Below are 26,655 nucleotides of genomic sequence, written 5' to 3' on the forward strand. Positions count from 1 at the left end.
TCGGATCATTCAACTGGAACGTGACGCACCCCACACCCGCTTCCCGGAATCATCCCGGTATGTCCCCGGGGATCGGGCCGCTCAGCCGGTGAACAGCGACACCATCGCGACGACGAAGACCACCACGATGATCATGACGGTCCACAGGTAGGTCTTCCGTGCGCGCCGGTCGCGGACGTCGTGGCGCGCGATGCGGCGCAGCGCCTCCGGATCCTGTGCCCAGTCCGGACCGCGCAGTTCCTCCCAGGCGGCGCGCAGGGCGTCGACCTCGCGGGCGACGTCGACGTGGTTGTCGTCGACGTACATCAGCTGGACGCGGCGGCCGGCGTCGTCGTAGGCGTACGAGAGGACCGTCGGCTGGTTCTTCGCGGTGTGCGCGCTCGGGTTCGGGGCGGCGCGGATGTCCTGGACCTCCCCCCAGGCCAGCCTGCGGGTCCCGGTGAAGCGGCGGACCCGGATCCCCTTGAGGTCGGCGGAGGTGGAACAGCGTTTCGCGGCCACGACCAGCCAGCCGAAGAAGGCCAGCACCAGGGCCACGACCAGGGACTTCACCCACCCCGGGGTGTTCTCCATGTTCAGCACGGTCAGCAGCACGCCCGGTGTGCCGATGCCGACGGCGACGTACACGCCGGCCATCTGCTCCGAGCGGACCCGGTACTCCCGCGGCAGCCGTGTGCTCATGACGCCCTCCCCGTTTCCCCGCGCGGGACGCCAGTGTAGGGAGCAACTCAGGCCTCGGTAAGGGGAGTTGTGTGGCCCGAATTAATAAGTTGAGGGACCCGGGGAGGGGTCGTAGGCTCTGCGGTACACGAGAAGGGAGGTGGTTCCCGAAATGTACGGAAACCGGACGCGTGAGGTGGCTGCGGGCTAAAGCGCCCGTCGTCGCACGCACCCAGTGCGGTGCCCGGCGGGAACGCCAGGCGCCAATCCCAAGCAGTCACCCGACCCGCGGGCTCGCCGGTACGTCCGGCCGGCTCCTCTCACTGCAGGAGAGGAACCAGAGCCCGCGGGTCGCCTGCGTTCTCGCCGCCTCGCCCTCCGGCCGCCCGGCGGCTCACGGGCAGAGGCGCTCGACCCGCCACTTCCCGCCCTCGCGGACGTAGCGCAGCCGGTCGTGCAGCCGGTTCTCGTGGCCCTGCCAGAACTCCACCGCGTCCGGGACCACCCGCAGGCCGCCCCACTCCGGCGGCACCGGGACCTGCTCCCCCTCCGGATAGCGTTCCGCCAGCTCCGCGTACCGCCGGTCCAGCTCGGCGCGGGAGCCGATGACGCGGGACTGCTCGCTCGCCCAGGCGCCCAGTTGGGAGCCGTGCGGGCGGGAACGGAAGTACGCGGCCGTCTCGTCCCGGCCGATGCGCGCGGCCGTGCCGGTCACGATCACCTGGCGGGCGATCGGGTGCCAGGGGAAGAGCAGCGAGGCGTACGGGTTCGCGTCGAGCTCGCGGCCCTTGCGGGAGCCGTGGTTGGTGAAGAAGACGAAGCCCCGCTCGTCGAACTGCTTCAGCAGCACCGTGCGGGAGCTGGGCCGGCCGTCGGGGGTGGCCGTGGAGACGACCATCGCGTTGGGTTCGAAGAGGTTCGCGTCGGCGGCCTCCTGGAACCACAGGGAGAACTGCGCCATCGGGTCGTCGGCGAGGCTGTCCACGTCGACGAGCTGCGAGCGGTACTGCTTGCGCATGGCGGCGGGGTCATGGTCCTGATCGGTCACGCCGGCCATCCTGCCGCAGTCCTCCCCCGCCGGCTCCCCCGCCGTCCGCCGGGAGGCGTTCTCCCGACGGAGGTGTGCCGTATGTCACGCTTCCGAACGACAAGCGGAACGGACAAAATCTTGGGGCCGGTCCGAGGGTCCCCGCGAGGGTGACCGACGGCCGTGCCGGGCATCAACGGGGATGACCGCGCCGGACCGCGAATCACGCCGGGAGCCGCGCGTGTTCGCACTATCTGAGGAGCCGCCTGATGTCCGACTTCGTACCCGGGCTCGAAGGGGTCGTCGCGTTCGAGACGGAGATCGCCGAGCCCGACAAGGAGGGCGGATCGCTCCGCTACCGGGGGGTGGACATCGAAGACCTGGTCGGCCACGTCTCCTTCGGGAACGTCTGGGGCCTGCTGGTCGACGGTGCTTTCAACCCCGGCCTGCCGGCCGCCGAACCGTTCCCGATCCCGGTCCACTCCGGCGACATCCGTGTCGACGTGCAGTCCGCGCTCGCCATGCTCGCCCCCGTGTGGGGTCTGAAACCGCTCCTCGACATCGACGAGCGCACCGCCCGCGACGACCTGGCGCGCGCGGCCGTGATGGCACTGTCGTACGTCGCCCAGTCCGCCCGCGGGCAGGGCCTGCCGATGGTCCCGCAGAAGGAGATCGACAAGGCCGGGTCCGTCGTCGAACGGTTCATGATCCGCTGGCGGGGCGAGCCCGACCCGCGGCACGTCAAGGCCGTCGACGCGTACTGGACCTCGGCCGCCGAGCACGGCATGAACGCCTCCACCTTCACCGCGCGCGTCATCGCCTCCACCGGCGCCGACGTCGCGGCCGCCCTGTCGGGCGCGGTCGGCGCCATGTCGGGCCCGTTGCACGGCGGCGCGCCCTCGCGCGTCCTCGGCATGATCGAGGAGATCGAGCGCACCGGCGACGCCGTGGCGTACGTGAAGAAGGCCCTCGACAAGGGCGAGCGCCTGATGGGCTTCGGGCACCGCGTCTACCGTGCCGAGGACCCGCGTGCCCGCGTGCTGCGGCGCACCGCCAAGGAGCTGGACGCCCCGCGCTACGAGGTGGCCGCCGCGCTGGAGAAGGCCGCGCTGGAGGAGCTGCACGCGCGCCGTCCCGACCGGGTGCTCGCGACGAACGTGGAGTTCTGGGCCGCGATCATGCTGGACTTCGCGGAGGTGCCGGCGCACATGTTCACCTCGATGTTCACCTGCGCCCGCACGGCCGGCTGGTCGGCGCACATCCTGGAGCAGAAGCGCACGGGTCGCCTCGTGCGTCCGTCGGCGCGCTACACCGGTCCCGGTGTGCGCAACCCGCGCGAGATCGCCGGCTACGCGGACATGGCCGAGACGGCCTGACGCCGCGGGGTCACACCAGGGCGACGGCACCGCACCCGGGACGGGGTGCGGTGCCGTCGCCGTGTCGTGTCCGTCTCAGGTGAGCGCGGAGTCCAGGATCCGGGCCCACTGGGCGACGACGCGGGCCCGGCGGGCCGTGTCGTCGGTCAGCACGTTCGCCAGCCCGAGGCCGCGCGCCATGTCCAGGAGCCCCTGCACGGTCTCCCGGACGCCCGGTACCGACTCGTCCGCGCCCAGCAGCTCGACGGCGATGCGGTGGGTCTCGCGGCCGACCCGGGCTTCCAGCTCGGTCACCCGGGGGCGCAACTGCTCCTCGTTGGAGGCGGCGACCCACAGTTGGAGCGCGGCCCGGAAGAGCGTCCCGGTGTACATGTCCACCAGCGCCTCCACCACCACGGGCCGGGCCGCCGGTCCGGCCTGGAAGAGGGTCCGTACGGCGGTGGAGCGCTCCTCGGCCACGTACTCGACGGCGGCCGTGAACAGGTCCTCGCGGGTCGGGAAGTGGTGCTGGGCCGCGCCCCGCGAGACGCCGGCGCGCTCGGCGACGACCGCGACGGTGGAGCCCGCCCAGCCGTGCTCGGCCAGGCAGGAGACGGCGGCCTCCAGGAGGTGGCGGCGGGTCACCCGGCTGCGGGCCTGCTTGGGTCCGGTCACAGTGCCCACGAGGGGTCCCGGCGCTCGAAGCGGGCTCCGATGCCCTCGCGGGCCTCGGCGGAGCCGAAGTGGCGGGCGGACAGCTCGGTGAGTGCCGCCCCGTCCCGGGCCAGGGCGGCCCGGACGGGGGCGGTGACCAGTTCCTTGGTCGCGGCGAGGGCCTCGGGGCCGGCCTTGCGCAGTCCCGCGAGGACGGGGGCGAGCAGCTCGTCGACGTCCTCGCCGGCCGCGCCGTGCAGGCTCAGCAGGCCGATCCGGGCGGCTTCCGCCGCGTCGAACGCCTCGGCGGTCAGGAAGTACCGGGAGGCGGCCCGGGGGTCCAGGCGCGGCAGCAGCGGCGCCGAGATGACGGCCGGGACCACGCCGAGGTGCGTCTCGGTGAAGGCGTACGTGGAGCCCGGTCCGGCCGCCGCGATGTCGCAGGCGCCGAGCAGGCCCAGACCGCCCGCCCGGACGTGTCCGGTGACGCGGGCGACGACCGGTTTGGGCAGCTCGGTCAACTCGGTGAGCAGGGCCACGAAGTCCGCCGGGTCGCAGGGGGACTTCAGGTCGGCGCCGGCGCAGAAGGTGGTGCCGGTGTGGGTGAGGACGACGGCCCGGGTCGCGGGGTCGGCGCCCGCCTCGGCGAGGGCCGCGCGCAGAGCGGCGACGAGGTCCGCGGAGAGCGCGTTGCGGTTGGCCGGGGAGTCGAGCGTGAGCGTGGTGATGCCACGGTCGTGGGCTGCGCCGACGAGGGGGGTCATGCCGTTCCTCCGGTGGGGCTCGTGCCGGTCGTGGCGCCGCCCCTCCCGTGGGGGGGCGGCGCCCGGTGCGGTGCTAGTACGACTTGGGCAGGCCGAGGGTCTGGTGGGAGACGAAGTTGAGGATCATCTCCCGGCTGACGGGGGCTATGCGGGCGACGCGGGAGGCGGTGATCAGCGAGGCCAGGCCGTACTCCCGGGTGAGGCCGTTGCCGCCCAGGGTGTGCACGGACTGGTCCACCGCCCGTACGCAGGCCTCGGCGGCAGCGTACTTGGCCATGTTGGCGGCCTCGCCCGCGCCCATGTCGTCGCCCGCGTCGTAGAGCGCGGCGGCCTTCCGCGTCATCAGGCGGGCCAGTTCCAGTTCGATGTGGGACTGGGCCAGCGGGTGGGCGATGGCCTGGTGTGCCCCGATGGGCTCCTTCCACACCCGGCGGGTCTTGGCGTAGTCCACGGCCTTGGCGAGGGCGTACCGGCCCATGCCGATCGCGAAGGCGGCGGTCATGATCCGTTCGGGGTTGAGTCCGGCGAACAGTTGGAGGAGTCCGGCGTCCTCGTCGCCTACCAGGGCGTCGGCGGGCAGCCGCACCTCGTCCAGGACCAGCTCCCACTGCTTCTCGGCGGCCTGGAGTTCCATGTCGATCAGGGAGCGGGAGAAGCCGGGGGTCTCGCGCGGGACGATGAACAGGCAGGGCTTGAGGCTGCCGGTCCGCGCGTCCTCGGTGCGGCTCACGATGAGCGTGGCGTCGGCGATGTCCACGCCGGAGATGAACACCTTGCGGCCGTTCAGCACCCAGTCGTCGCCGTCGCGGCGGGCGGTGGTGGTGATGCGGTGGGAGTTGGAGCCGGCGTCGGGTTCGGTGATGCCGAAGGCCATGGTGCGGGTGCCGTCGGCGAGGCCGGGAAGCCAGGTCCGCTTCTGGGCCTCGGTGCCGAAGCGGGAGATCACCGTGCCGCAGATGGCGGGTGAGACGACCATCATCAGCAGGGGACAGCCGGCGGCGCCCAGTTCCTCCAGGACGATGGAGAGTTCGGCGATGCCGCCGCCCCCGCCGCCGTACTCCTCGGGGAGGTTGACGCCGAGGTAGCCGAGCTTCGCGGCGTCGGCCCACAGTTCGTCGGGGTGGCCGCCCTCGCGGGCGACCCGGGCGAGGTACTCGCGGCCGTACCGCTTGCCGAGGGCTGCGACGGCGGAGCGCAGGGCCTGGTGTTCTTCGGTCTCTACGACGGTGCTCATGCGGGCGTTTCCTCCTGGACTACGGCGAGCAGGGCGCCGAACTCGACCTGTTGGCCGGTGGCGGCGTGGAGCGCGGTGAGCGTGCCGGAGGCGGGCGCGACGATGCGGTGTTCCATCTTCATCGCCTCCAGCCAGAGCAGGGGCTGTCCGGCGGTGACGGCCGAGCCGGGGGCCAGGCCCTCGGCGACGCGGACGACGGTGCCGGGCATGGGGGCGAGCAGGGAGCCCGGTTCGGTGCGGTCCCGGGGGTCGGAGAAGCGGGGCAGGCGGGTGAGGGTGTGGGCGCCGAGCGGGGAGTCCACCCAGATCTCGGCGGCCCCCACACCCCCCTTGTTCGATTTGTGTTTCACGTGGAACACCCGTCGGACCCCGTCGACTTCGAGGGTGACCCGCTCGGGCGCGGCGGCCAGGACGCGGACGCCGGGGTGGTCCACGGGGACCGGGGGGCCGCTGCGGGCCGGGTGGTAGCCGACCTCGTACGGGGCGCCGGCGATCTCGTAGCGGCGGGTCTGCGGTTGGGAGACGACGTTGCGCCAGGCGCCGACGCGGGCGGCGAGCGGGGCCCCGGGCGCCGGCGCGGCGTCGGCGAGGGCGGCGGCGAGCGCGGCCAGGGCCGGGGCGGCGTCGTCGGGGTTCTCGGCGGTGAGGGCGTCGAGGTGGCGTCCGTAGAAGCCGGTGTCGAGCAGGCCCGCGGTGAACTCGGGGTGGCGAAGGGACCGTACGAGCAGGTCGCGGTTGGTGGTCAGGCCGTGGACCCGGGCGCCGGCCAGGGCGTGGGCCAGGATCCGTACGGCCTCGGCGCGGGTCGGGGCGTGGGCGATCACCTTGGCGAGCATCGGGTCGTAGTGCACGCCGACGGTGTCCCCGTCGGTGAACCCGGTGTCCACACGGACCTCCCCGGGGACGGCCAGGGTGTGCAGGACGCCGGTCTGCGGGCGCCAGTCCCGGCCCGGGTCCTCGGCGTACAGCCGGGCCTCGACGGCGTGACCGTCCGCCTCCGGGGGCTGCGTCGGCAGGGCCGCGCCCTCGGCGACGCGCAGTTGCAGGGCCACCAGGTCGAGGTCGAAGACGGCCTCGGTGACGGGGTGTTCCACCTGGAGGCGGGTGTTCATCTCCAGGAAGTACGGGCGGCCGTCGGCGGTGACGAGGAACTCGACGGTGCCCGCGCCCTGGTAGGACACGGCCCGGGCGGCGGCCACGGCGGCCTGGTGCAGGCTCTCGCGCAGCGGCGCCGGGAGCCCGGGGGCCGGGGCCTCCTCGATGACCTTCTGGTGGCGGCGTTGCAGGGAGCAGTCGCGGGTGCCGAGGGCCCAGACGGTGCCGTGGGCGTCCGCGAGGATCTGCACCTCCACGTGCCGGCCGCGCTCCACGTAGGGCTCGGCGAACACCTCGCCGTCCCCGAACGCCGACCGGGCCTCGGCGCGGGCGCCCTCCAGCTCCTCCTTGAGCAGGTCGAGGTCCCGTACGACGCGCATCCCTCGGCCGCCGCCGCCCGCCGCGGCCTTCAACAGCAGGGGCAGGTCGGCGGCTCCGGCCTGCGCCGGGTCGACGGGTTCGAGGAGCGGCACCCCGGCGGCCCGCATGAGGTCCTTGGCCCGGGTCTTGGAGGCCATGGCCTCGATGGCCTCGGGCGGCGGCCCGATCCAGGTCAACCCGGCGGCTCGTACCTCGCGGGCGAAGTCGGCGTTCTCGGAGAGGAATCCGTAGCCGGGGTGGACGGCGTCGGCGCCCGCCGCGAGGGCGGCCTCGACGACCAGATCACCGCGCAGGTAGGTGTCGGCGGGGGCCGCGCCCGGCAGCCGGACCGCCGCGTCGGCGGACCGGACGTGCAGGGCGTCCGCGTCGGGGTCTGAGTGCACGGCGACGGTGGCCAGGCCCAGGGCGCGGGCGGTGCGGAAGATCCGTACGGCGATCTCGCCGCGGTTGGCGACGAGCAGGGAGGTGATGGTCATCTGCGGGCTCACATCCGGAAGACGCCGAAGCCGCCACGGGCGCCCTCGACGGGGGCGTTGTGGACGGCCGACAGGCACAGGCCGAGGACGGTACGGGTGTCGCGCGGGTCGATGACGCCGTCGTCGTACAGCCGACCGGACAGGAACATCGGCAGGGACTCGGACTCGATCTGCGCCTCGACGAACGCGCGCATGCCCGCGTCGGCCTCCTCGTCGTAGGGCTGCCCCTTCGCGGCGGCCGATTGGCGGGAGACGATCGAGAGCACCCCGGCGAGCTGTTGGGGGCCCATGACGGCGGACTTGGCGCTCGGCCAGGCGAAGAGGAACCGCGGCTCGAAGGCGCGACCGCACATCCCGTAGTGCCCGGCGCCGTAGCTGGCGCCGACGAGGACGGACAGGTGCGGGACCCGGGAGTTGGACACCGCGTTGATCATCATCGAGCCGTGCTTGACGATGCCGCCCTGCTCGTACTCCTTGCCGACCATGTAGCCGGTGGTGTTGTGGAGGAACAGCAGCGGGATGTCGCGCTGGTTGGCGAGCTGGATGAACTGGGTGGCCTTCTGCGACTCGGCGCTGAACAGGACGCCCTGCGCGTTGGCGAGGATGCCGATCGGATACCCGTGCAGGGTCGCCCAGCCGGTGACCAGGCTGGTGCCGTACAGGGGCTTGAACTCGTCGAAGTCGGAGCCGTCGACGAGGCGGGCGATGACCTCGCGGGGGTCGAAGGGGGTCTTCAGGTCGGCCGGGACGATGCCGAGGAGCTCCTCGGGGTCGTGGACGGGTTCCTCGGCGCGCGGCGGCTCGACGCGGGCCTTGCGGTGGTTGAGGCGGGCCACGACCCGGCGGGCCTGGCGGATCGCGTCGTACTCGTCGAGGGCGTAGTGGTCGGCGAGGCCCGAGGTCCGGGCGTGCATGTCGGCCCCGCCGAGGGACTCGTCGTCGCTCTCCTCGCCGGTGGCCATCTTGACCAGCGGCGGGCCGCCGAGGAACACCTTCGACCGGTCCTTGATCATGATGGTGTGGTCGGACATCCCGGGGACGTACGCGCCTCCGGCGGTGGAGTTGCCGAAGACGACGGCGACGGTGGGAATGCCCTCGGCCGAGAGCCGGGTGATGTCGCGGAAGATCGCCCCGCCCGGGATGAAGATCTCCTTCTGGGACGGGAGATCGGCGCCACCGGACTCGACGAGGCTGATGCAGGGCAACCGGTTCTGCCGGGCGATCTCGTTGGCCCGCAGGGCCTTGCGGAGCGTCCAGGGATTGCTGGCACCGCCGCGCACGGTCGGGTCGTTGGCGGTGATCAGGCACTCGACGCCCTCGACGGTCCCGATACCGGTGATCATCGAGGCGCCGACCGGGTAGTCGCTGCCCCAGGCGGCGAGCGGGGACAGTTCCAGGAACGGGGTGTCCGGATCGAGGAGCAGCTCGATGCGCTCCCGGGCGGGCAGTTTGCCGCGCGTCCGGTGCCGGTCCGTGTACTTCTCGCCGCCGCCGAGCAGGGCCTTGTGGTGCTCGGCGTCGAGTTCGGCGAGGCGGGCGAGGGCGGCGGTACGGGCGGCCGTGTGCTCGGGGGCGTGCGGATCCACGGTGGTGCCGAGGCGGGTCATGGGCGGGTCCCCTCCGGGGCGGGGTCGGCCGACAGGAGGTGCGTCGGGATGTCGAGGTGGCGGGCGCGCAGCCATTCGCCGAGGGCCTTGGCCTGCGGGTCGAAGCGGTGGCCCGAGGCCACGCCGGCGCCGAGGATGCCGGTGACGGTGAAGTTGAGGGCCCTCAGGTGCGGGAGTTCGTGACGGGCGACGGGGAGACCCGAGGTCTCGGGGAGCAGGGTGGTGAGGGCCTCGGCCGTGAGGGTCGCGCGGAGCCACTGCCAGGCGGCGTCGCTCTCGGCCCAGACGCCGATGTTGGCGTCGCCGCCCTTGTCGCCGCTGCGGGCGCCGAACAGGGCGCCGAGCGGGACGCGGGTGGTGGCCGCCGCGGGGCCCGTTCCCGGAACCGGGGCCGCGCCCCGGTCGCCTTCGGGGGTTCCGCCCCCGGACCCCGGCGCCTCGAACGCCGGCGGGGCCGGGGTGGTCAGCGCCGACGGGGCCGGGACGGGCGGGATCGGGTGGCGGGTGGTGTCGGGGAGGACCGCCACGTGGGGGACCGTCGTGGCCGGGACCAGGGACGAGGTGAAGACCCCGTACGGCTGGGCCGGGCCCGGAGGGGCCGTCACGTGGAAGCCCGGGTAGCTGCCCAGGGCCAGTTCGATCGCGGCGGCGGTCAGGCCCCGGCCGACCCGGTCCGGGGACGGGTCGCGGACGACCAGGCGGAGCAGGGCGCTCGCGGTCTCCTCCGTGTCCGGGTCAAGGTGGTCCGTGCGGGCCAGGGTCCATGTCACGGTGGCCACTCCCGCGAGGGCTTCCGCGAGTTGCGCCTTGACCAGGTCGGCCTTGGCTTCGACGTCGAGGCCGGTCAGGACGAACACCACCTCGTTGCGCCAGCCCCCGATCCGGGTCACTCCCACCTTGAGGGTGTCGGGCGGGGCCTCGCCGACGACGCCGCAGATCGCGACCCGGTCCGGGCCGGCCGGGGCGAGGCGGACGGTGTCGAGGCGGGCCGTCACGTCCGGCCCGAGGTAGCGGACGCCCTGTGTCTCGTAGAGGAGTTGGGCGGTGACGGTGCCGACGGTGATCGCCCCGCCCGTGCCCGGATGCTTGGTGACGATCGAGGTACCGTCCTCGGCGATCTCCGCGAGCGGGAAGCCGGGGGTGCGGACGTCGTGCCGGGTGAAGAAGGCGTAGTTGCCGCCGGTGGCCTGGGTGCCGCACTCCAGGACGTGACCGGCGACGACCGCACCCGCCAGCCGGTCGTACGCGTCCGGCGCCCAGTCGAACCACCAGGCCGCCGAGCCGCTGACCAGCGCCGCGTCGGTGACCCGGCCCGTGACCACCACGTCCGCGCCCGCCCGCAGGCAGGCGGTGATCCCGGCGCCGCCCAGGTAGGCGTTGGCCGTCAGCGCGCCCTCCGAGAAGGGCATCAGGTCGTCGCCCTCGACGTGCGCCACCGAGACGGGCACGCCCAGCTTGTCCGCCAACTCCCGCAGCGCGTCGGCGAGTCCCGCCGGGTTCAGGCCGCCGGCGTTCGCGACGATCCGTACGCCCCGCTCGTGCGCGAGGGCGAGGTTCTCCTCCAACTGGCGCAGGAAGGTCTTGGCGTAGCCGAGGTCGGGGTTCTTCAGGCGGTCGCGGCCGAGGATCAGCATGGTGAGTTCGGCCAGGTAGTCGCCCGTCAGCACGTCGAGCGGTCCGCCGGTGAGCATCTCGCGCACGGCGCCGAACCGGTCCCCGTAGAAGCCCGAGGCGTTGCCGATCCGCAGCGGGCGCCGGGTCATCGGGAGCCCTCCGGCGCGCGGCCGGGGCCCGCCGGGCCCGCGAAGGCCTGGGCGATGTCCAGCCAACGGTCGGCGTCCGGGCCCGTCGCCGTCAGGTCGGTGTCCGCGCGGTGCACCCGCTGGGTCACCAACAGGCAGAAGTCGAGGGCGGATCCGTTGATCCGCTGGGCGGCGTCGGCGGGACCGTACGTCCAGGGCTCGGCCCCGTCGGGGGCGGTGAGTTCCACCCGGAACTCCCCCTCGGGCGCCGGCAGGCCCCGGACCGCGTACGCGTAGTCGCGCGCCCGGATCCCGATCCGCGCGACGTGCCGCAGCCGGGCGGTGGGGGTGCGGCGGACCCCGAGGGCGTCGGCGACGTCCTGCCCGTGGGCCCAGGTCTCCATCAGGCGGGCGCTCGCCATGGAGGCGGCCTTCATGGGCGGCCCGTACCAGGGGAAGCGGGTGTCGGGCGAGGCGACCGCGAGCGCCTCGTCGAGGGCGGTGCGGGTGGTCCGCCAGCGGGCGAGCAGTTCGGCGGGCGCCAGCGCGGCCCCTTCGGCGGCGCCCTCGTCGACGAAGGAGTCGGGGGCGGCGAGGGCCTCCTCGACCATCCGCGCGAAGCCGGCCGGGTCGGTGAGGGACAGCAGGGCGGCGCGGTCGGTCCAGTGCAGGTGGGCGATCTGGTGGGCGACGGTCCAGCCGCTCGCGGGGGTGGCCTTCGCCCAACCGGGCTCGGACATGTCCCCGACCAGGGAATCGAGGTCCCGAGCCTCCTCTCGGAGATCGGTGAAGACGGCGACGGCGGACGGATCGGGCACGGTGCGCTCCCCTTCTCGGCGTGGGGGAAGCCTGGCAGGGGTCCACAAAACAATCAAGCACGCTTGCATGATTTCTTCGGGGACTGTCACGTTCCCGCCGGCCCGTCCAACTCGCCCGAACGGCAATGGATTTGCCCCCCGACCCGTCCGGCGAGGGGCGCGGCGGGCGGGTGCGGCGCCGCCCTCGGGGGCGAATTCGGCCGTACGCCGGGAACGCGACGCAACTCTCCGTCGCCGCACCGATACTGAGTGCTTCGCTCCGGGCCCAGAGCGCGCATCCGTTCATGTCATCGCACTCGACGAAGAGGATGAACCGACGTGACGTACGTGAACTCAGCCGACTTCTCCCTCTACCCCGAACTCGACGCGAACGCCCTGCACGCCTTCGTCACCGCCCTCGAAACCGGTGACCTCACCGGCCTGTCCCCCTCCCGCGCCGCCGACGTCGAGGAGGTCCGGTCCGTCGCCGTGTTCAGCCGCGGCAAGGTGACCGGCGCCGACGGGGACCTGCTCGACGCCGCGCTCTGGCGGCACACCGGGTCGGACCCCCGGCCGGTGATCGTGATGCCCTCGCCGTGGACGAACCTGGGCTGGCTCACGTACGCCGTCCAGGGCGCGCTCTTCGCGGCGCGCGGCTACAACGTCCTCGCCTACACCGCCCGCGGTTTCGCCGGCTCCGAGGGCCAGGTCGACGTGGCGGGCCCGCTCGACGTCGCGGACGGCAGTCGCGCCCTGGACCACATCGTCGAGCGGACCGCCGGGCCGATCACCAGAATCGGGTTCCTCGGGGACTCCTACGGCTCCGGCATCAGCCAGCTCGTCGCCGCGCACGACACCCGCGTGGACGCCGTCGTCGCGCTCAGCACCTGGGGCGACCTCGGGGAGGCCTTCTTCGAGAACTCGACCCGCCATGTCGCAGCCGTGGAGGCCCTGCTGGGCGCCGCCGCGAAGGCCCGACTGAGCCCGCGGACGCGGAGCGTCTTCGAGAACGTGCTGGCCAACCGTGACATCGAGGGGACCCTGCGGTGGGCGGAGCAGCGCTCGCCCCTCACCCACGTCAAGGAGCTCAACCGGCGCCAGGTCCCGATCCTCTTCGCGCAGGCCTGGCACGAGACGCTCTTCCCCGGCAACCAGACCGTGCGGATGTTCAACGAACTGACCGGCCCCAAACGCCTCGACCTCTCCATCGGGGACCACTCCGGGCCCGAGATGTCCGGCATGCTCGGCCTGCCGAACCGGATCTGGACGGACGCCCACCGCTGGTTCGACCACCACCTGAGGGGCATCGACAACGGCGTCGCCGACCAGGCCCGGGTGGTCAGCGAGGTGATGTGGGGCAAGGGCCTGGAGGCGCGCGCCGGCTGGTCCGCCGTCACCGAGCGGACCCGGCGCGTCCACCTGACGGGCGGTGGCGAACTGGCGCACAAGCCCGAGGCCGGCTGGACGGCGGCCGTGGTGTGCGGGGTGGACACCCCGGCGACCGTCGCCGACGCGATCGTGACGTCCGGTTACGCGGAGATGGCCGGGCGGCCGAAGGTCTACCCGACCGGTGCCATCGACCGCGGCGTGGCGGCCGTCTGGGCGGCGCCGCCCGAGGAGGAGATCGCCCGACTGCGGGGCACGCCCCGCCTGCGGGTGACGTACCGGGCGGCGAACCCCGGATCCACCTTCGTGGCGTACCTGTTCGACACGGCACCGGACGGGAGCGCCCACCTCGTCACCCACGCGCCGTTCAGCGACCTCGACTCGCCCCCGGACAGCCTGATCGGCGCGGACATCGAACTCCAGGCGACGGCGTACGACGTCCCGCGCGGGCACCGGCTGCTGCTGGTGATCGACGGCCGCGACCCCTTCTACGGCGACGCCAACCTGCCGCGCGCCACGCTGGCCTTCACCTCCCCGGAGGCCACGCCGTCCTTCCTGGACCTGCCGCTCGGCTGAGCCGACGCGGCGCGAGACCCGACCGCCTCCCCGCGGGTACGGAACCGCCCCGCCGCCCTCTCGTGGGCGGCGGGGCGGGAGGCGTCCCGGGGAAAGAGGAGACGACTCAGGGGGTCGTCAGGGCCCGCTTGCCGATCTGGGAGCGGACCGCGCCCATGCTCGCCGCGATCACCAGGACGATGGCGAGGGCGTCCAGGGCGGACAGCGCCTGGTGCAGGACCAGGAAACCGGCGGTCGCGGCGATGGCCGGTTCCAGACTCATCAGGATCGCGAAGGTGGGGGCGGGCAGCTTGCGCAGGGCCAGCAGTTCCAGGGTGTAGGGCAGCACCGAGGACATCACGGCGACGCCCAGACCGAGCGCCAGGGTGCTCGGGACCAGGAGGTCGGAGCCCGCCTCGACGATGCCCAGGGGCAGGCAGAGGACCGCGGCGACCGCCATGGCCAGGGCCAGGCCGTCCGCCTGCGGGAACCGACGCCCCGTACGCGCGCTGAACACGATGTACGCCGCCCACATCGCGCCGGCTCCGAGCGCGAACGCGGCGCCCAGCGGATCGAGCCCGCCGAAGCCGCCGCCCCCGTGGCCGGCGAGGAGCACGACCCCCGCCAGGGCCAGGCCGGCCCACAGGACGTTGACCAGGCGGCGGGAGACGACCACCGAGAGGGCGAGCGGGCCGAGGACCTCCAGGGTCACGGCCGGGCCGAGCGGGATGCGGTCGATGGCCTGGTAGAAGAGGCCGTTCATGCCGGCCATGGTCACGCCGAACCACAGGACGGTGGTCCAGTCGGCGCGTTTGTACCCGCGCACCTTGGGGCGGCACAGGACCAGCAGGACCAGCGCCGCGGCCGCCAACCGGAGCGTGACCACGCCCGCCGCCCCGGCCCTCGGCATGATCATGACCGCCAGGGCCGCGCCGAACTGGACGGAGACCCCGGCCGAGACCACCAGCGCGACCGGCCCGAGACGGGCGCGGACACCACCGGACGCGGCCGCCTCGGCGGGGGTCGGGGCGGGCGCGGTCGCGGGCCGGGAGGCGCGTGGGGACACGGGAGGAGTGGACGCGGTCATCTCCCCAGGCTAAGCCGTCTGTAACGGGTGGCAAGCCGATTCTTGCCTTACATCGGTCACTCCACCGCACCCCCGGCCGAAGCCGGCGGCCGTGCGTTGCGCGAGGTGACGGGCCCGGCAGCCCCTCCGGACGCCCTCCGCACCGGACGCTCGGCCGAGCACCCGCCCTCCGGGACACCGCGTCTCACCGAATGGACGTGGCTCCGAGACCGCGTCCGGGACCCGATACGCTCCGCTCGTGGCTGAGATCCAGATTCCCGCTGACATCAAGCCCGCCGACGGACGCTTCGGCGCGGGCCCCTCCAAGGTGCGGACCGAGGCGCTCGACGCCCTGGCCGCCACCGGTACCTCCCTGCTCGGAACCTCCCACCGCCAGGCCCCGGTCAAGAACCTGGTCGGCTCGGTGCGGCAGGGACTCCGGGACCTCTTCTCCCTCCCCGAGGGCTACGAGGTGATCCTGGGCAACGGCGGCTCCACCGCCTTCTGGGACATCGCGACCGCCGGGCTCATCGAGAAGAAGTCCCAGCACCTCACCTTCGGTGAGTTCTCCTCCAAGTTCGCCACCGCCGCGAAGCTCGCGCCGTGGCTGGACGCGCCGTCCGTGATCTCCTCGGAGCCGGGCACGCACCCCGAGCCGGTCGCCGAGGCCGGCGTGGACGTGTACGCGTACACCCACAACGAGACCTCGACGGGTGTCGCGGCGCCGATCAAGCGGGTCGCGGGCGCCGATGCCGGTTCGCTCGTCCTGGTGGACGCGACCTCGGGCGCCGGCGGTCTGCCGGTGGACATCACCGAGACCGACGTCTACTACTTCGCCCCGCAGAAGTCCTTCGCCTCGGACGGCGGCCTGTGGCTGGCGGCGTTCTCCCCGGCGGCGCTGGAGCGCGCGGCGCGCGTGCACGCGTCCGGCAGCCGGCACATCCCGGAGTTCTTCTCCCTGCCGACGGCGATCGACAACTCGCTGAAGAACCAGACGTACAACACCCCGGCGCTGTCCACCCTCTTCCTGCTGGACCGGCAACTGGAGTGGATGAACAGCCAGGGCGGCCTGGAGTTCACGACCGGTCGCACGGCGGCCAGCGCGCGCAACCTCTACGGCTGGGCCGAGGCGTCGAAGTACGCGAACCCGTTCGTCACGGACGCCGACAAGCGGTCCGCCGTCATCGGCACGATCGACTTCTCCGACGACATCGACGCGGCGGCGGTCGCCAAGGTGCTGCGCGCCAACGGCATCGTGGACACCGAGCCGTACCGCAAGCTCGGTCGCAACCAACTGCGCGTCGCGATGTTCCCCGCGATCGACCCGGCGGACGTGCAGGCGCTGACCGCGTGCATCGACCACGTGATCGAGAAGCTCTGATCCGTTCCTCCCGCTCCTCGCTCCTCCCGTTCTTCCCGAGGCCCCCGATGACGTTCGCGTCGCCGGGGGCCTCGGCGTTCGCGGGTCCCGGGGGTGGCTTCCGCGCCGGGACCTTGGTCCCAAAAATCGGGGCAAAGAGCCCGCAAACGGAGCATCCCGCAGGCTGCTGCGGCCTGCGGTTTCCCACCGGGGGACCTTCGGCCGGGCCCTCTCGGGGCCCGCGCCACCCCTGCAACCAAAGCGCCCTGGATGTCCCTCATGTCTGATGCGCCGGGAACGAACCCCGGCCCGTTCAGGAGGAACTCCATGCGCAAGGCATTCACCATCTCGGGCATCGTCCTCGCCTCGTCGATGGCCCTCGGCGTCACCGGCACCGCGTTCGCCGCCGACACTCCCCACCCGACCCCCACGAGCAGCGCGAGCACCGGAACCGGCACCGGAACCGACAGCGGCAGCGGCAGCGACAGCGGGGCGAAGGCCGGCACCACCGACGCGAGCCTGAAGCTCTCCGCCTCCACCGCCAAGCCGGGCGCGAGCGTGGAGATCAGCGTCACCGCCCCCGAGGGCTCCACCTCCCTGGCCGTCTCCTCCGCCGCGCTGGGCGACGTCAAACTGACCGAGGGCAAGAGCGGCACCACCTGGACGGGCACCGCCAAGGTCGCCGACGTCAAGGACGGGGACTACGGCGTCGCCCTCACCGGTTCGGCCCCGGGCGGCAAGGTGCGGGCCACCGCGCACCTGACGGTCAAGGCCGGCGCGCCGGACCCGAAGCCGCAGTCCCCCACCCTGCGCCTGTCCAAGGACTTCGGCCGCCCCGGCGACAAGGTGGCCGTCACCGTCACCGCGGGCGCCGGCGACAAGAGCGCCCAGGTGAAGTCCGGCGCCTTCGCCGGCGGCCAGGTCAACCTCACGAGCGACGGCAAGGGCACCTGGACCGGCACCGCCGTCGTCGCGAACGACGTCAAGACCGGCTACTACGGCGTGGACGCCTTCGCCGGAGGCAAGAAGTTCGACACCGTGAAGTTCTCCACCGAGGCCTCCGGCCACGACAAGAAGCCCGACGTGAAGCCGGTGACCCCCGCGCAGCCGGTGACCCCGCTGAAGCCGAGCGAGCACAAGAAGCCCAAGGGCTCCGTGAACACCGGCCAGGCCCCCCTCGCCGCCACCGGGACGGCCACCGGGAGCACCGGGACCGACGCCGGGGCCGCTCAGGACACGACCCGCAATGCCTGACCTGCCCACCCTCCGCCGGGGCGGCCGCGCACGCCGCGCGGCCGCCCTGGCGGGCACCGCCGGCCTCGCCCTCGTCCTCGCCTCCGGCTGCTCCTCCGCCGCCGACACCGCGTCCGCCCCGGCGGCCCACCGGGCCGACGTACTGGCGCCCTCCGTCCCGGACCGCGTCGCGATCCCCGACATCAAGGTCGACGCCCCGCTCGACACCGTCGGACTCGACGCCGAAGGGGTGATGCGGGAACCGGACTTCGCGAAGCCGAAGGACGCGGCCTGGTACAAGGACGGTCCGACCCCGGGCGAGGCCGGAGCCGCCGCCATCGTCGGCCACCTGGACACCCCGCAGGCGCCCGAGGCCGTCTTCTTCAACCTCGGGAAGCTGAAGAAGGACGAGCCGATCCGGGTCCACCGCACCGACGGCAGCACCGCCGTCTTCGCCGTCGACGCGGTGGACACCTACAAGAAGGACGCGTTCCCCACCGACAAGGTCTACGGGGACACCCGCGGCAAGGCCGAACTGCGCCTGATCACCTGCGGCGGAGCCCTCACCGCGGACCGTCACTGGGACTCCAACGTGGTCGTGTACGCGCACCTCACCGGCCGGGAGTAGCCCGGCACGCGATACCTTCAGGAGTTCGGCCCGGTTCGGCTCGGCAATTCTTGGAGGCAGCGGCGTGAGCGTGCGAGTAACGGCGGCCCAGGGTGGCGTGGACCCCTTCGGCACGGCCCGGCTGCGGCGCGGGGTGCTCGACGCCTGGGGCGCGGGCCCCTCCCGGTTCCGCGAGGACGCCAACGCCGAGGAGGACCTGGCGCTCGGCGGCTACCGGGACCGGCTCGTCGTGGAACTGGCCCAGAACGCCGCCGACGCGGCGGCCCGCGCCCGGGTCCCGGGCCGGCTGCGGCTCACCCTGCACCCGGGCGAGGGCGAGCCCGCGGTGCTCGCCGTCGCCAACACCGGTGCCCCGCTGGACGCCACGGGCGTGGAGTCGCTGAGCACGCTGCGCGCCTCCGCGAAGCGGGAGCCCGCCGGCGCCGGCGCGGACGCGGCGAGCGGTGCGGCCGGCTCGGCGGAGACCGTGGGGCGCTTCGGCGTCGGCTTCGCCGCCGTCCTGGCGGTCTCCGACGAACCGGCGGTGCTCGGCCGGCACGGCGGTGTCCGCTGGTCCCTGGCCGAGGCCCGCGAACTGGCCCGGGACGCCGCCAACGGCAGCCCCGGACTCGGTGACGAGCTGCGCCGCCGCGACGGCCATGTACCGCTGCTGCGCCTGCCGTTGCCCGCCGAGGGCACCGCCCCCGAGGGGTACGACACCGTCGTGGTGCTGCCGCTGCGCGACGGCGCCGCCGAGGAGCTGGTGGAGCGGCTGCTGGCGGGCATCGACGACGCCCTGCTGCTGACCCTCCCCGGGCTGCGCGAGGTCGTCGTGGAGACCCCCGCCGGCGGACACCGAGTGCTGTACCGGCGCGCCGAGGGCCCGTACACCGTCATCGAGGACTCCGCCTCCGGCACCCACCGCTGGCGCACCGTGCGCCACCACGGCCCCATCGCCAAGGAGTTGCTCGCCGACCGGCCCGTCGAGGAACGGCTGCGGCCCACCTGGACGATCACCTGGGCGGCGCCCGTGGACGCCGACGGGGCGCCCGTGCACCCGCTCACCGCGCCGGTGGTGCACGCGCCGACGCCGACCGACGAGCCGCTGGGCATCCCCGCCCTGCTGATCGCCTCGCTGCCGTTGGACACCAGCCGCCGGCACCCCGCGCCGGGGCCGCTGACCGACTTCCTGGTGCAGCGGGCCGCCGACGCGTACGCCGAACTCCTCGGCTCCTGGGACCCGGTGAGCATCGGCCTCGTGGACCTGGTGCCCGGCCCGCTCGGCAAGGGCCCGCTGGACGGGGACCTGCGCGCCGCCGTGATCGAGCGGCTGCCCCGCACGGCGTTCCTCGCGCCGGCCGCCCCCGCCGAGACCCCCACCCCCGAGACGCCCGAGGAACGCTCCGCCCTGCGGCCCTTCGAGGCCGAGGTGGTGGAGGGCGCCGGCTCCGACACCGTGAACGTCCTCGCCGAGGTGCTGCCGACCCTGCTGCCCGCCGGGCTGGAACGCCGCGCCGAACTGCGCACCCTGGGTGTCGGCCGGCTTCCGCTGGGCGACGCCATCGAGCGGATCGCGGGCATCGAGCGGACCCCCGAGTGGTGGTACCGGCTGTACGACAGCCTCGCCGGCGTGGATCCCGACCGGCTGTCGGGGCTGCCCGTGCCGCTGGCCGACGGACGCACCGCGATCGGCCCCCGGCACATCCTGCTGCCCGGCGCCGACACCCCGCCGAGCCTGGCCCGGCTCGGCCTGAAGGTGGCCCACCCGGACGCGGCGCACCCGCTGCTGGAGAAGCTGGGCGCGCTCCCGGCGACCCCGCGCTCCGTGCTGACCACCCCGCAGGTCCGGGCGGCCGTGGCCGCCTCCATGGACGCGGGCGAGATCTGGGACGAGGACGGCGTCGACTCCGACGAACTCGTCGAGATCGTCCTGACCCTGGTCCGCGACGCCGACCTGGCACCCGGCGACGAACCCTGGCTGGGCGCGCTGGCACTCCCCGACGAGGACGGGGAACTCACCCCGGCGGGCGAACTCCTGCTTCCCGGCTCGCCGTTGGCCTCGGTCATCCGCGAGGACGAGGTGCCCTGCCTGGACGCCGAGCTGACCGAACGCTGGGACGCCGACACGCTGACCGCCGTCGGGGTGCTGGCCACGTTCCAACTGGTGCGCGCCACCGACGTGGTCCTGGACCCCGATGAACTGGAGCCCCGCGACGGGGACTTCGCCGAACCGGACGACGCGGGCCTGCTCGACGCGGTGGACGTGTGGTGCGAGGACCTGCTGGACCAACTGCCGGACACCCCGCTGCCGCCGGTCGCCACCGAGCTGATCGCCGTACGGGACCTCGACCTGGTCGACGACGACTGCTGGCCGCAGGCGCTGGCCATGCTCGCGCAGCCGCCGCTGCGCGACGCCCTCACGCAGCCCGTGCGGGTGCTGCTCCCGGACGGCACCACCCGCTCCGTGCGCTCGTACACCGCCTGGTGGCTGCGCGACCACCCGGTGCTCGACGGCCGCCGCCCGGCCGGACTGCGCGCGGCCGGCGGCGACCCCCTGCTCGCGGGCCTGTACACCTCGGCGGACGCGACCGGGTTCGAGGACGAGCAGGTGCTGCGCGCTCTCGGCGTACGGACCACCGTGGCGGCCCTGCTGGAGGAGCCCGGCGGCGCGGCCGAACTCCTGGGCCGGCTCGCCGACCCGGACCGCGAGGTCTCCGACCGGCAACTGCACGCCCTGTACGGGGCGCTGGCCGACCTGGACCCGGAGCAGGTCACCCTCCCCGACGACCTGCGGGTGGTGGTGGACGGCGAGATCCGCGTGGTGGACGCGGCCGACGCGGTGATCGCGGACGCCCCCGACCTGCTGCCGTTGACGGCCGGGCTGCCGCTGCTGCCGGTCGCCCCGGCGCGCGCCGCCGACCTGGCGGAACTGCTCCAGGTACGCCGTCTGTCGGACACCGTGCCGGCCGAGGTCAGCACGCCGGGCGAGGAGCACGAGGTCCCGGATTCGGTGCTGCGGCTACTGGGTCCGGCCACCCCGCTCCGCTACCTCGAGCACGAGGAGCTCGTGGCGGGCGGCACCGAACTCGACTGGCGCCGCACCCCGGACGGCACCCTGCACGCCTCGACCCTGGAGGGCGTGGCGGCGGGCCTGGCCTGGGCGGCGGGCCAGTGGCCGCGCCGTTTCGAGGTCGCGGCCCTGCTGGAGGACCCCTCGCGCACGGCGGAACTGGCCCGCGACCGCTGGTTCGACTGACGGGCGGGTCCGCCTCGACGGACTCCGCCCGCCCCCTTCGGGTGGCAGGCCCTTCGGATGGCAGGCCCTTCGGGTGGGTCAGGCCGGGAACTTCCGGTCGACCCACCTGAAGGTGAACTCGATCAGGGCCGCCGCGATCACGGCGATGCCGACGGCCGTCCACGGCATCACGGCGCCGACCAGCTTCAGCTCGAAGAACTCCTGGAGCCAGGGAACGACGAGGACGACCAGGAAGGCCGCGCCCATCGCGCCGACCAGGGCGACCCGCCACCAGGTGTAGGGGCGGGCGATGATCGCCAGGACCCACATGGAGGTCAGGAACAGCGCCAGCGTCGCCGCGCTGGTCTCGGCCTCCAGGGCGTTCGGGCCGCTGTAGTGGTGGCGGGCGATCAGGTACGTCACGAAGGTGGCGACGGCGGCGATCACGCCGCCGGGGATCGCGTAGCGCATCACCCGTTTCACGAAGTGCGGCTTCGCGCGTTCCTTGTTCGGTGCCAGGGCCAGGAAGAAGGCAGGGATGCCGATGGTGAGGGTGGAGAGCAGCGTCAGGTGGCGCGGCAGGAACGGGTACTCGACCTGGGAGCAGACCACGAGGACGGCCAACAGCACCGAGTAGACCGTCTTCGTGAGGAAGAGCGTCGCGACGCGGGTGATGTTGCCGATGACCCGGCGGCCCTCCGCGACCACCGAGGGCAGGGTGGAGAAGCTGTTGTTGAGGAGCACGATCTGGGCCACGGCCCGGGTCGCCTCGGAGCCGGATCCCATGCTCACGCCGATGTCGGCGTCCTTGAGGGCGAGCACGTCGTTGACGCCGTCGCCGGTCATCGCGACCGTGTGGCCCTTGGACTGGAGGGCGGCGACCATGTCCCGCTTCTGCTGCGGGGTGACCCGGCCGAACACGGCGTTCTCGTCGAGGGCCCGGGCCATCTCCGCCTGGTCGGTCGGCAGCTTGCGGGCGTCGACCGTGTTCTGCGCGCCCGGCAGGCCGAGCTTGCCGGCGACCGCGCCGACGGAGACCGCGTTGTCACCGGAGATGACCTTGGTCTTGACGTCCTGGTCCTCGAAGTAGCGCAGGGTGTCGGCGGCGTCGGGGCGCAGCCGCTGTTCCAGGACGACCAGGGCGGTGGGCTTGGCCCCGGTGGCCACGGCCGGGTCGTCGAGTTCGCGTCCGGAGCGGGCCAGCAGGAGGACGCGCAGCCCCTCCTCGTTGAGGGCGTTGATCTCGTCGAGGGCCGGGTCCCCGGCCGGGAGGAGGACGTCGGGGGCGCCGAGCAGCCAGGTGTTGTTCTCGCCGTCGCCCTCGCTGAAGCCGGCGCCGCTGTACTTGCGGGCGGAGGAGAAGGGCAGCGACTCGGTGCACCGCCAGTCGGCGCTGTCGGGGTAGGCGTCGATGATGGCCTGGAGGCTGGCGTTGGGGCGGGGGTCGGACTCGCCGAGCGCGCCCAGGACCTTCTGTACGTAGGCCGGATCCGCGCCGCCGAGGGGGCGCAACTCGGTGACGTCCATGCCGCCCTCGGTGAGGGTGCCGGTCTTGTCGAGGCAGACCACGTCGACGCGGGCGAGGCCCTCGATGGCGGGGAGTTCCTGGACGAGGCACTGCTTGCGGCCGAGCCGGATGACGCCGATGGCGAAGGCGACGGAGGTGAGTAGGACGAGGCCCTCGGGGATCATCGGGACGATGCCGCCGACGGTGCGGGCGATGGCGTCCTTGAGGTTGTTGTCCTTGACGACGAGCTGGCTGATGATCAGGCCGATGGAGGTCGGGATCATCATCCAGGTGACGTACTTGAGGATGGTGGAGATGCCGGAGCGCAGCTCGGAGTGGACGAGCGTGAAGCGGGAGGCCTCTTCGGCCAACTGGGCGGCGTAGGCCTCGCGGCCGACCTTGGTGGCGGTGAAGGCGCCGCCGCCGGCGACCACGAAGGAGCCGGACATGACGGGGTCGCCGGGCTTCTTCAGCACCGGGTCGGCCTCGCCGGTGAGGAGGGATTCGTCGATCTCCAGTCCGTCGGCCTCGCCGACGATCCCGTCCACGACGACCTTGTCGCCGGGGCCGAGCTCGATGACGTCGTCGAGGACGATCTCGGAGGTGGAGATCTCGCCGGTGGCGCCGTCGCGGCGGACGCTCGGTTTGGCCTCGCCGATGACGGCGAGTCCGTCGAGGGTCTTCTTGGCGCGCAGTTCCTGGATGATGCCGATGCCGGTGTTCGCGATGATCACGAAGCCGAACAGGCTGTCCTGGATCGGGGCGACGACGAGCATGATCACCCAGAGCACGCCGATGATGGCGTTGAAGCGGGTGAAGACGTTCGCGCGGACGATCTCGGAGGTGGAGCGCGAGGAGCGGACGGGGACGTCGTTGACGTCTCCGCGCGCGACGCGTTCGGCGACCTCGGCGGTGCTCAGTCCGCCCGGCTTGAAGCGGGGAGCGGGCGGCTTGATCGGGTGGACCGGGTCCAGTTCGGACCCCGCGTCGATGGCCGTTCCGACCGGGGCGCGGCCGGCGGCGCCGGCACCCGCGCCGCCCCTGCCGGTCGGCCGCGGTCCCTCGGATTCGGTCTCTGCCCGCTGCGTCATGCTTTCGACGGTAAAGGGCCTTCGAACGCTTCACCCGCCGAGCAGGACGAAGATCCGACTTCGGGATGACCCGAATCCTCCCTCGGGACTCCCCTCACCCTCGGCGAGGGAGCCGAAGGGGGACTGGACCCCGGGGTCCTACCGTGCTCCGGCCGCGCCCGTCCCGCCGGCTTCGGCGGCCTGCTGTTCCTTGTGGCGCTTGATCGCCGCCTCGCGACCTCGGGCGTACCAGATGCCGAACAGGCCGAGGGCCGCGCCGGCGAGCGGGGTCCAGACCCACCACAACATGCCCCGGTCGGCGAACCACCCGTAGAAGGGGAGCTGAACGAGGAAGAGGACGAACCAGATGATCGTGCCGCCGACGACGGTCGCGACGACGGGGCCCTCCAGGGGCTCGGGGGCCTCGTGCTGTGCGGTCCATTTCGCCATGTGTCCAAGTCTAGGTGCCGCGAATCGCGGTCTACGCGCGGAGATGGACGCTCCGTCGCTCATGTGTTCATACTGAAACGGTTTGCCTGCGACCGGATTTACTCGTACGAACCACCAAATCCCCTTGAGGACCGCATGAGCACCTCGGCACCCGCCGCGGCCCCCACCAACGCCCTGGATCGCCACTTCAAGATCTCGGAGCGTGGTTCGACCGTCGCCCGCGAGGTCCGGGGCGGCCTGGCGACCTTCTTCGCGATGGCCTACATCATCGTGCTCAACCCGATCATCCTGGGCAGCGCGAAGGACATGTACGGCCACCAGCTCGACGGCGGCCAGCTCGTCACCGCCACGGTCCTGACGGCCGCGTTCTCCACCCTGCTCATGGGGGTCATCGGCAACGTCCCCATCGCGCTCGCGGCCGGCCTCGGCGTCAACACCGTCGTGGCCCTCCAGCTCGCCCCCCGGATGAGCTGGCCCGACGCCATGGGCATGGTGGTGCTCGCCGGCTTCGTCGTGATGCTGCTGGTCGCCACCGGCCTGCGCGAGCGGGTCATGAACGCCGTCCCGCTGGGCCTGCGCAAGGGCATCGCGATCGGCATCGGCCTGTTCATCATGCTGATCGGCCTGGTGGACTCGGGCTTCGTCACCCGCATCCCGGACGCCGCGCACACCACGGTCCCGCTCCAGCTCGGCGGCAACGGCCACCTGGACGGCTGGCCCGTACTGATCTTCGTGCTCGGCGTGCTGCTCACGCTCACCCTGCTGATCCGCAAGACCCCCGGCGCGATCCTGATCTCCATCGTCGTCATGACCGTGATCGCGGTCGTCGTGCAGTTGGTCGCCGACCTGCCGGGCCTCGCCTGGGGGCTGACCGTGCCGGAGTGGCCGGGCAATCCGGTGGCCGCACCCGACTTCGGGCTCGTGGGTCAGGTCAGCCTCTTCGGCGGCTTCGAGAAGGTCGGGATGCTCACCGGCGTCCTGTTCGTCTTCACCGTGCTGCTGTCCTGCTTCTTCGACGCCATGGGCACCATCCTGGGCGTCGGCGACGAGGCCAAGCTGACGAGGCCGGACGGCACCTTCCCCGGCATCAACCGGGTGCTGCTGATCGACGGGCTGGCCGTCGCCTCGGGCGGCGCGACCTCCTCCTCCGCCACCACCTGCTTCGTGGAGTCCACGGCCGGTGTCGGCGAGGGCGCCCGCACGGGCCTGGCGAACGTCGTGACGGGCGGCCTCTTCGCCGTGTCGCTGTTCCTCACGCCGCTGGCGACCATGGTCCCGTCCCAGGCGGCGACCCCCGCGCTGATCGCGGTGGGCTTCCTGATCCTGGCAGGATCGATCAGGGACATCGACTGGAACGACTTCACCATCGCCGTCCCGGCCTTCCTGGCCATGGTGATGATGCCCTTCACCTACTCGATCACCAACGGCATCGGCATCGGCTTCATCAGCTTCTGCGTCCTGCGCCTGACGACCGGCCGGGGCCGCGAGGTCCCGCCCGCCATGTACGTCGTCGCGGCGGTGTTCGTCTTCTACTACGCGATGCCCGCGCTCGGCCTGACGTAGCCCGAACGGACCAACCGGTCCTGACATCCTCACGGAGCTCACGGGGGCACCCTCAGGTGAGCCCGTAGAACTTCTCCGTCTCGTCGACGGCCGTCTTGAACCGCTCGTCGAAATCATCGCGAATGAGCGTCCGGACCACATAGTCCTGGACGCTCATTCCGCGTTTGGCCGCATGAGTCCGGAGGCGTTCGAGCAGCTCCCCGTCTATGCGCATGCTCAGCACATGTGTCCCCATGCCGAAAGAGTCGGGGCAGGGGCCGTGGACGCGGGTCGCTTTTCGGAACCAACTCACCCTTACGAGTGACACCGCCGCAACCCGCGCATGGTGTGAGGTGTGACGCCTGAAACCGGGTGTTCCTTAGGAAGAGTAATGAGTTATTCTAAGGAACATGCACGACCTTTCCCATGGTGACGACGCCGCCGCCGTGAACGATCTCCGCTCCGCCGTCATGCGGCTGGGCCGCCGACTCAAGCACCAGCGGGTCGACGAGTCACTGAGTCCGACCGAGATGTCGGTGCTCGGCACACTCGCCCGCTGCGGCCAGGCCACCCCCGGTGAGCTGGCCCGGCGCGAGCACGTGCAGCCGCCGTCGATGACCCGCATCGTCGCGTTGCTGGAAGCCAAGGGACTGGTCAGGCTGGAGCCGCACCCCGACGACCGCCGCCAGAAGGTGGTCAGCCAGACCGAGGAGGCCGAAGCGATGCTCGAAGAGAGCCGTCGCAAGCGCAACGCCTTCCTGGCCGGGCTCGCGGCCGAGCTGACCGAGGACGAATGGGCCAAGCTCCGCGAGGCCGCGCCCGTCCTGGAGAAGCTCGCGCACCTGTAACCGC

The 26,655-nt window shown here is 72.8% G+C and carries 21 protein-coding genes; 8 read left to right on the forward strand and 13 right to left on the reverse strand.

What is annotated here, in order from left to right:
• Positions 1 to 81 precede the first annotated feature (81 nt).
• Both ACFYW3_RS29910 and pdxH read right to left on the reverse strand, forming a co-directional pair.
• Positions 82 to 681 (reverse strand): PH domain-containing protein, encoded by a 600-nt coding sequence (locus ACFYW3_RS29910; RefSeq protein WP_389387916.1) that lies wholly within the window; start codon positions 679 to 681, stop codon positions 82 to 84.
• A 373-nt stretch (positions 682 to 1,054) separates the two neighbouring features.
• Complete coding sequence (gene pdxH, locus ACFYW3_RS29915; RefSeq protein ID WP_351750284.1) at positions 1,055 to 1,717, reverse strand: pyridoxamine 5'-phosphate oxidase; 663 nt, start codon at positions 1,715 to 1,717, stop codon at positions 1,055 to 1,057.
• 239 nt (positions 1,718 to 1,956) lie between these two features.
• Here pdxH and ACFYW3_RS29920 point away from each other — a divergent pair, with 239 nt between their 5' ends.
• Positions 1,957 to 3,063, forward strand: a complete 1,107-nt coding sequence (locus ACFYW3_RS29920; protein ID WP_053681020.1) for a citrate synthase 2 — start codon at positions 1,957 to 1,959, stop codon at positions 3,061 to 3,063.
• A gap of 75 nt (positions 3,064 to 3,138) precedes the next feature.
• On the opposite strand, the gene ACFYW3_RS29925 is transcribed toward ACFYW3_RS29920, so the two are convergent.
• The 7 genes from ACFYW3_RS29925 to ACFYW3_RS29955 all read right to left on the reverse strand — a co-directional run bounded on the left by ACFYW3_RS29925 (position 3,139) and on the right by ACFYW3_RS29955 (position 11,813).
• Positions 3,139 to 3,726, reverse strand: coding sequence for a TetR/AcrR family transcriptional regulator (locus ACFYW3_RS29925; protein WP_053681023.1), 588 nt, complete (start codon positions 3,724 to 3,726; stop codon positions 3,139 to 3,141).
• Positions 3,714 to 4,460: an enoyl-CoA hydratase family protein gene (locus ACFYW3_RS29930; protein WP_053681024.1), complete on the reverse strand. Its 747-nt coding sequence runs from the start codon at positions 4,458 to 4,460 to the stop codon at positions 3,714 to 3,716. Before ACFYW3_RS29930 ends, ACFYW3_RS29925 begins: the two co-directional genes overlap by 13 nt.
• Positions 4,461 to 4,533: 73 nt before the next feature.
• The gene (locus ACFYW3_RS29935) at positions 4,534 to 5,694 is read right to left on the reverse strand and encodes an acyl-CoA dehydrogenase family protein (RefSeq protein ID WP_266970338.1); all 1,161 of its coding nucleotides are present in this window, start codon (positions 5,692 to 5,694) and stop codon (positions 4,534 to 4,536) included.
• Entirely contained in the window at positions 5,691 to 7,646 is a 1,956-nt protein-coding gene (locus tag ACFYW3_RS29940) for a biotin carboxylase N-terminal domain-containing protein (RefSeq protein WP_351750282.1), read from the reverse strand. Before ACFYW3_RS29940 ends, ACFYW3_RS29935 begins: the two co-directional genes overlap by 4 nt.
• Positions 7,647 to 7,654: 8 nt before the next feature.
• Complete coding sequence (locus ACFYW3_RS29945) at positions 7,655 to 9,253, reverse strand: carboxyl transferase domain-containing protein (protein WP_351750281.1); 1,599 nt, start codon at positions 9,251 to 9,253, stop codon at positions 7,655 to 7,657.
• Positions 9,250 to 11,016, reverse strand: coding sequence for an acyclic terpene utilization AtuA family protein (locus ACFYW3_RS29950; RefSeq protein ID WP_389387917.1), 1,767 nt, complete (start codon positions 11,014 to 11,016; stop codon positions 9,250 to 9,252). Before ACFYW3_RS29950 ends, ACFYW3_RS29945 begins: the two co-directional genes overlap by 4 nt.
• A complete protein-coding gene (locus ACFYW3_RS29955) occupies positions 11,013 to 11,813 on the reverse strand; it encodes a TIGR03084 family metal-binding protein (RefSeq protein ID WP_351750279.1) in 801 nt (266 codons plus the stop codon). Before ACFYW3_RS29955 ends, ACFYW3_RS29950 begins: the two co-directional genes overlap by 4 nt.
• A 318-nt stretch (positions 11,814 to 12,131) precedes the next feature.
• Between ACFYW3_RS29955 and ACFYW3_RS29960 the strand changes: the two genes are divergently transcribed.
• Entirely contained in the window at positions 12,132 to 13,754 is a 1,623-nt protein-coding gene (locus ACFYW3_RS29960) for an alpha/beta fold hydrolase (protein ID WP_351750278.1), read from the forward strand.
• 106 nt (positions 13,755 to 13,860) lie between these two features.
• Here ACFYW3_RS29960 and ACFYW3_RS29965 read toward each other — a convergent pair whose 3' ends face one another.
• Positions 13,861 to 14,820 carry an EamA family transporter gene (locus ACFYW3_RS29965; RefSeq protein ID WP_351750277.1) on the reverse strand — a complete coding sequence of 320 codons (960 nt, stop codon included), beginning with the start codon at positions 14,818 to 14,820 and terminating at the stop codon, positions 13,861 to 13,863.
• A 238-nt stretch (positions 14,821 to 15,058) separates the two neighbouring features.
• Here ACFYW3_RS29965 and serC point away from each other — a divergent pair, with 238 nt between their 5' ends.
• The 4 genes from serC to ACFYW3_RS29985 all read left to right on the forward strand — a co-directional run bounded on the left by serC (position 15,059) and on the right by ACFYW3_RS29985 (position 21,255).
• Complete coding sequence (serC, locus tag ACFYW3_RS29970) at positions 15,059 to 16,180, forward strand: phosphoserine transaminase (RefSeq protein WP_351381316.1); 1,122 nt, start codon at positions 15,059 to 15,061, stop codon at positions 16,178 to 16,180.
• Positions 16,181 to 16,486: 306 nt separating this feature from the next.
• Positions 16,487 to 17,413: a hypothetical protein gene (locus ACFYW3_RS29975; protein ID WP_389387918.1), complete on the forward strand. Its 927-nt coding sequence runs from the start codon at positions 16,487 to 16,489 to the stop codon at positions 17,411 to 17,413.
• Complete coding sequence (locus ACFYW3_RS29980) at positions 17,406 to 18,020, forward strand: class F sortase (protein WP_351750275.1); 615 nt, start codon at positions 17,406 to 17,408, stop codon at positions 18,018 to 18,020. The genes ACFYW3_RS29975 and ACFYW3_RS29980 overlap by 8 nt, the downstream gene beginning before the upstream one ends.
• A gap of 64 nt (positions 18,021 to 18,084) precedes the next feature.
• Positions 18,085 to 21,255: a sacsin N-terminal ATP-binding-like domain-containing protein gene (locus ACFYW3_RS29985; protein WP_389387919.1), complete on the forward strand. Its 3,171-nt coding sequence runs from the start codon at positions 18,085 to 18,087 to the stop codon at positions 21,253 to 21,255.
• 78 nt (positions 21,256 to 21,333) lie between these two features.
• On the opposite strand, the gene ACFYW3_RS29990 is transcribed toward ACFYW3_RS29985, so the two are convergent.
• Positions 21,334 to 23,832, reverse strand: coding sequence for a cation-translocating P-type ATPase (locus tag ACFYW3_RS29990; RefSeq protein WP_351750273.1), 2,499 nt, complete (start codon positions 23,830 to 23,832; stop codon positions 21,334 to 21,336).
• Between the two features lie 138 nt (positions 23,833 to 23,970).
• Positions 23,971 to 24,261 carry a DUF2530 domain-containing protein gene (locus tag ACFYW3_RS29995; RefSeq protein ID WP_053681045.1) on the reverse strand — a complete coding sequence of 97 codons (291 nt, stop codon included), beginning with the start codon at positions 24,259 to 24,261 and terminating at the stop codon, positions 23,971 to 23,973.
• Positions 24,262 to 24,396: 135 nt separating this feature from the next.
• On the opposite strand from ACFYW3_RS29995, the gene ACFYW3_RS30000 reads away from it, so the two are divergent.
• Positions 24,397 to 25,824: an NCS2 family permease gene (locus tag ACFYW3_RS30000; protein ID WP_351750272.1), complete on the forward strand. Its 1,428-nt coding sequence runs from the start codon at positions 24,397 to 24,399 to the stop codon at positions 25,822 to 25,824.
• 52 nt (positions 25,825 to 25,876) lie between these two features.
• Here the strand turns inward: ACFYW3_RS30000 and ACFYW3_RS30005 are convergent, their stop codons facing one another.
• Complete coding sequence (locus tag ACFYW3_RS30005; protein ID WP_078999227.1) at positions 25,877 to 26,059, reverse strand: ribbon-helix-helix protein, CopG family; 183 nt, start codon at positions 26,057 to 26,059, stop codon at positions 25,877 to 25,879.
• Between the two features lie 154 nt (positions 26,060 to 26,213).
• On the opposite strand from ACFYW3_RS30005, the gene ACFYW3_RS30010 reads away from it, so the two are divergent.
• Positions 26,214 to 26,651, forward strand: a complete 438-nt coding sequence (locus tag ACFYW3_RS30010; RefSeq protein WP_266574971.1) for a MarR family winged helix-turn-helix transcriptional regulator — start codon at positions 26,214 to 26,216, stop codon at positions 26,649 to 26,651.
• Positions 26,652 to 26,655: the final 4 nt, after the last annotated feature.

It is taken from the genome of Streptomyces sp. NPDC002602, from assembly GCF_042889445.1.
In the GTDB taxonomy this organism is placed as follows: domain Bacteria; phylum Actinomycetota; class Actinomycetes; order Streptomycetales; family Streptomycetaceae; genus Streptomyces.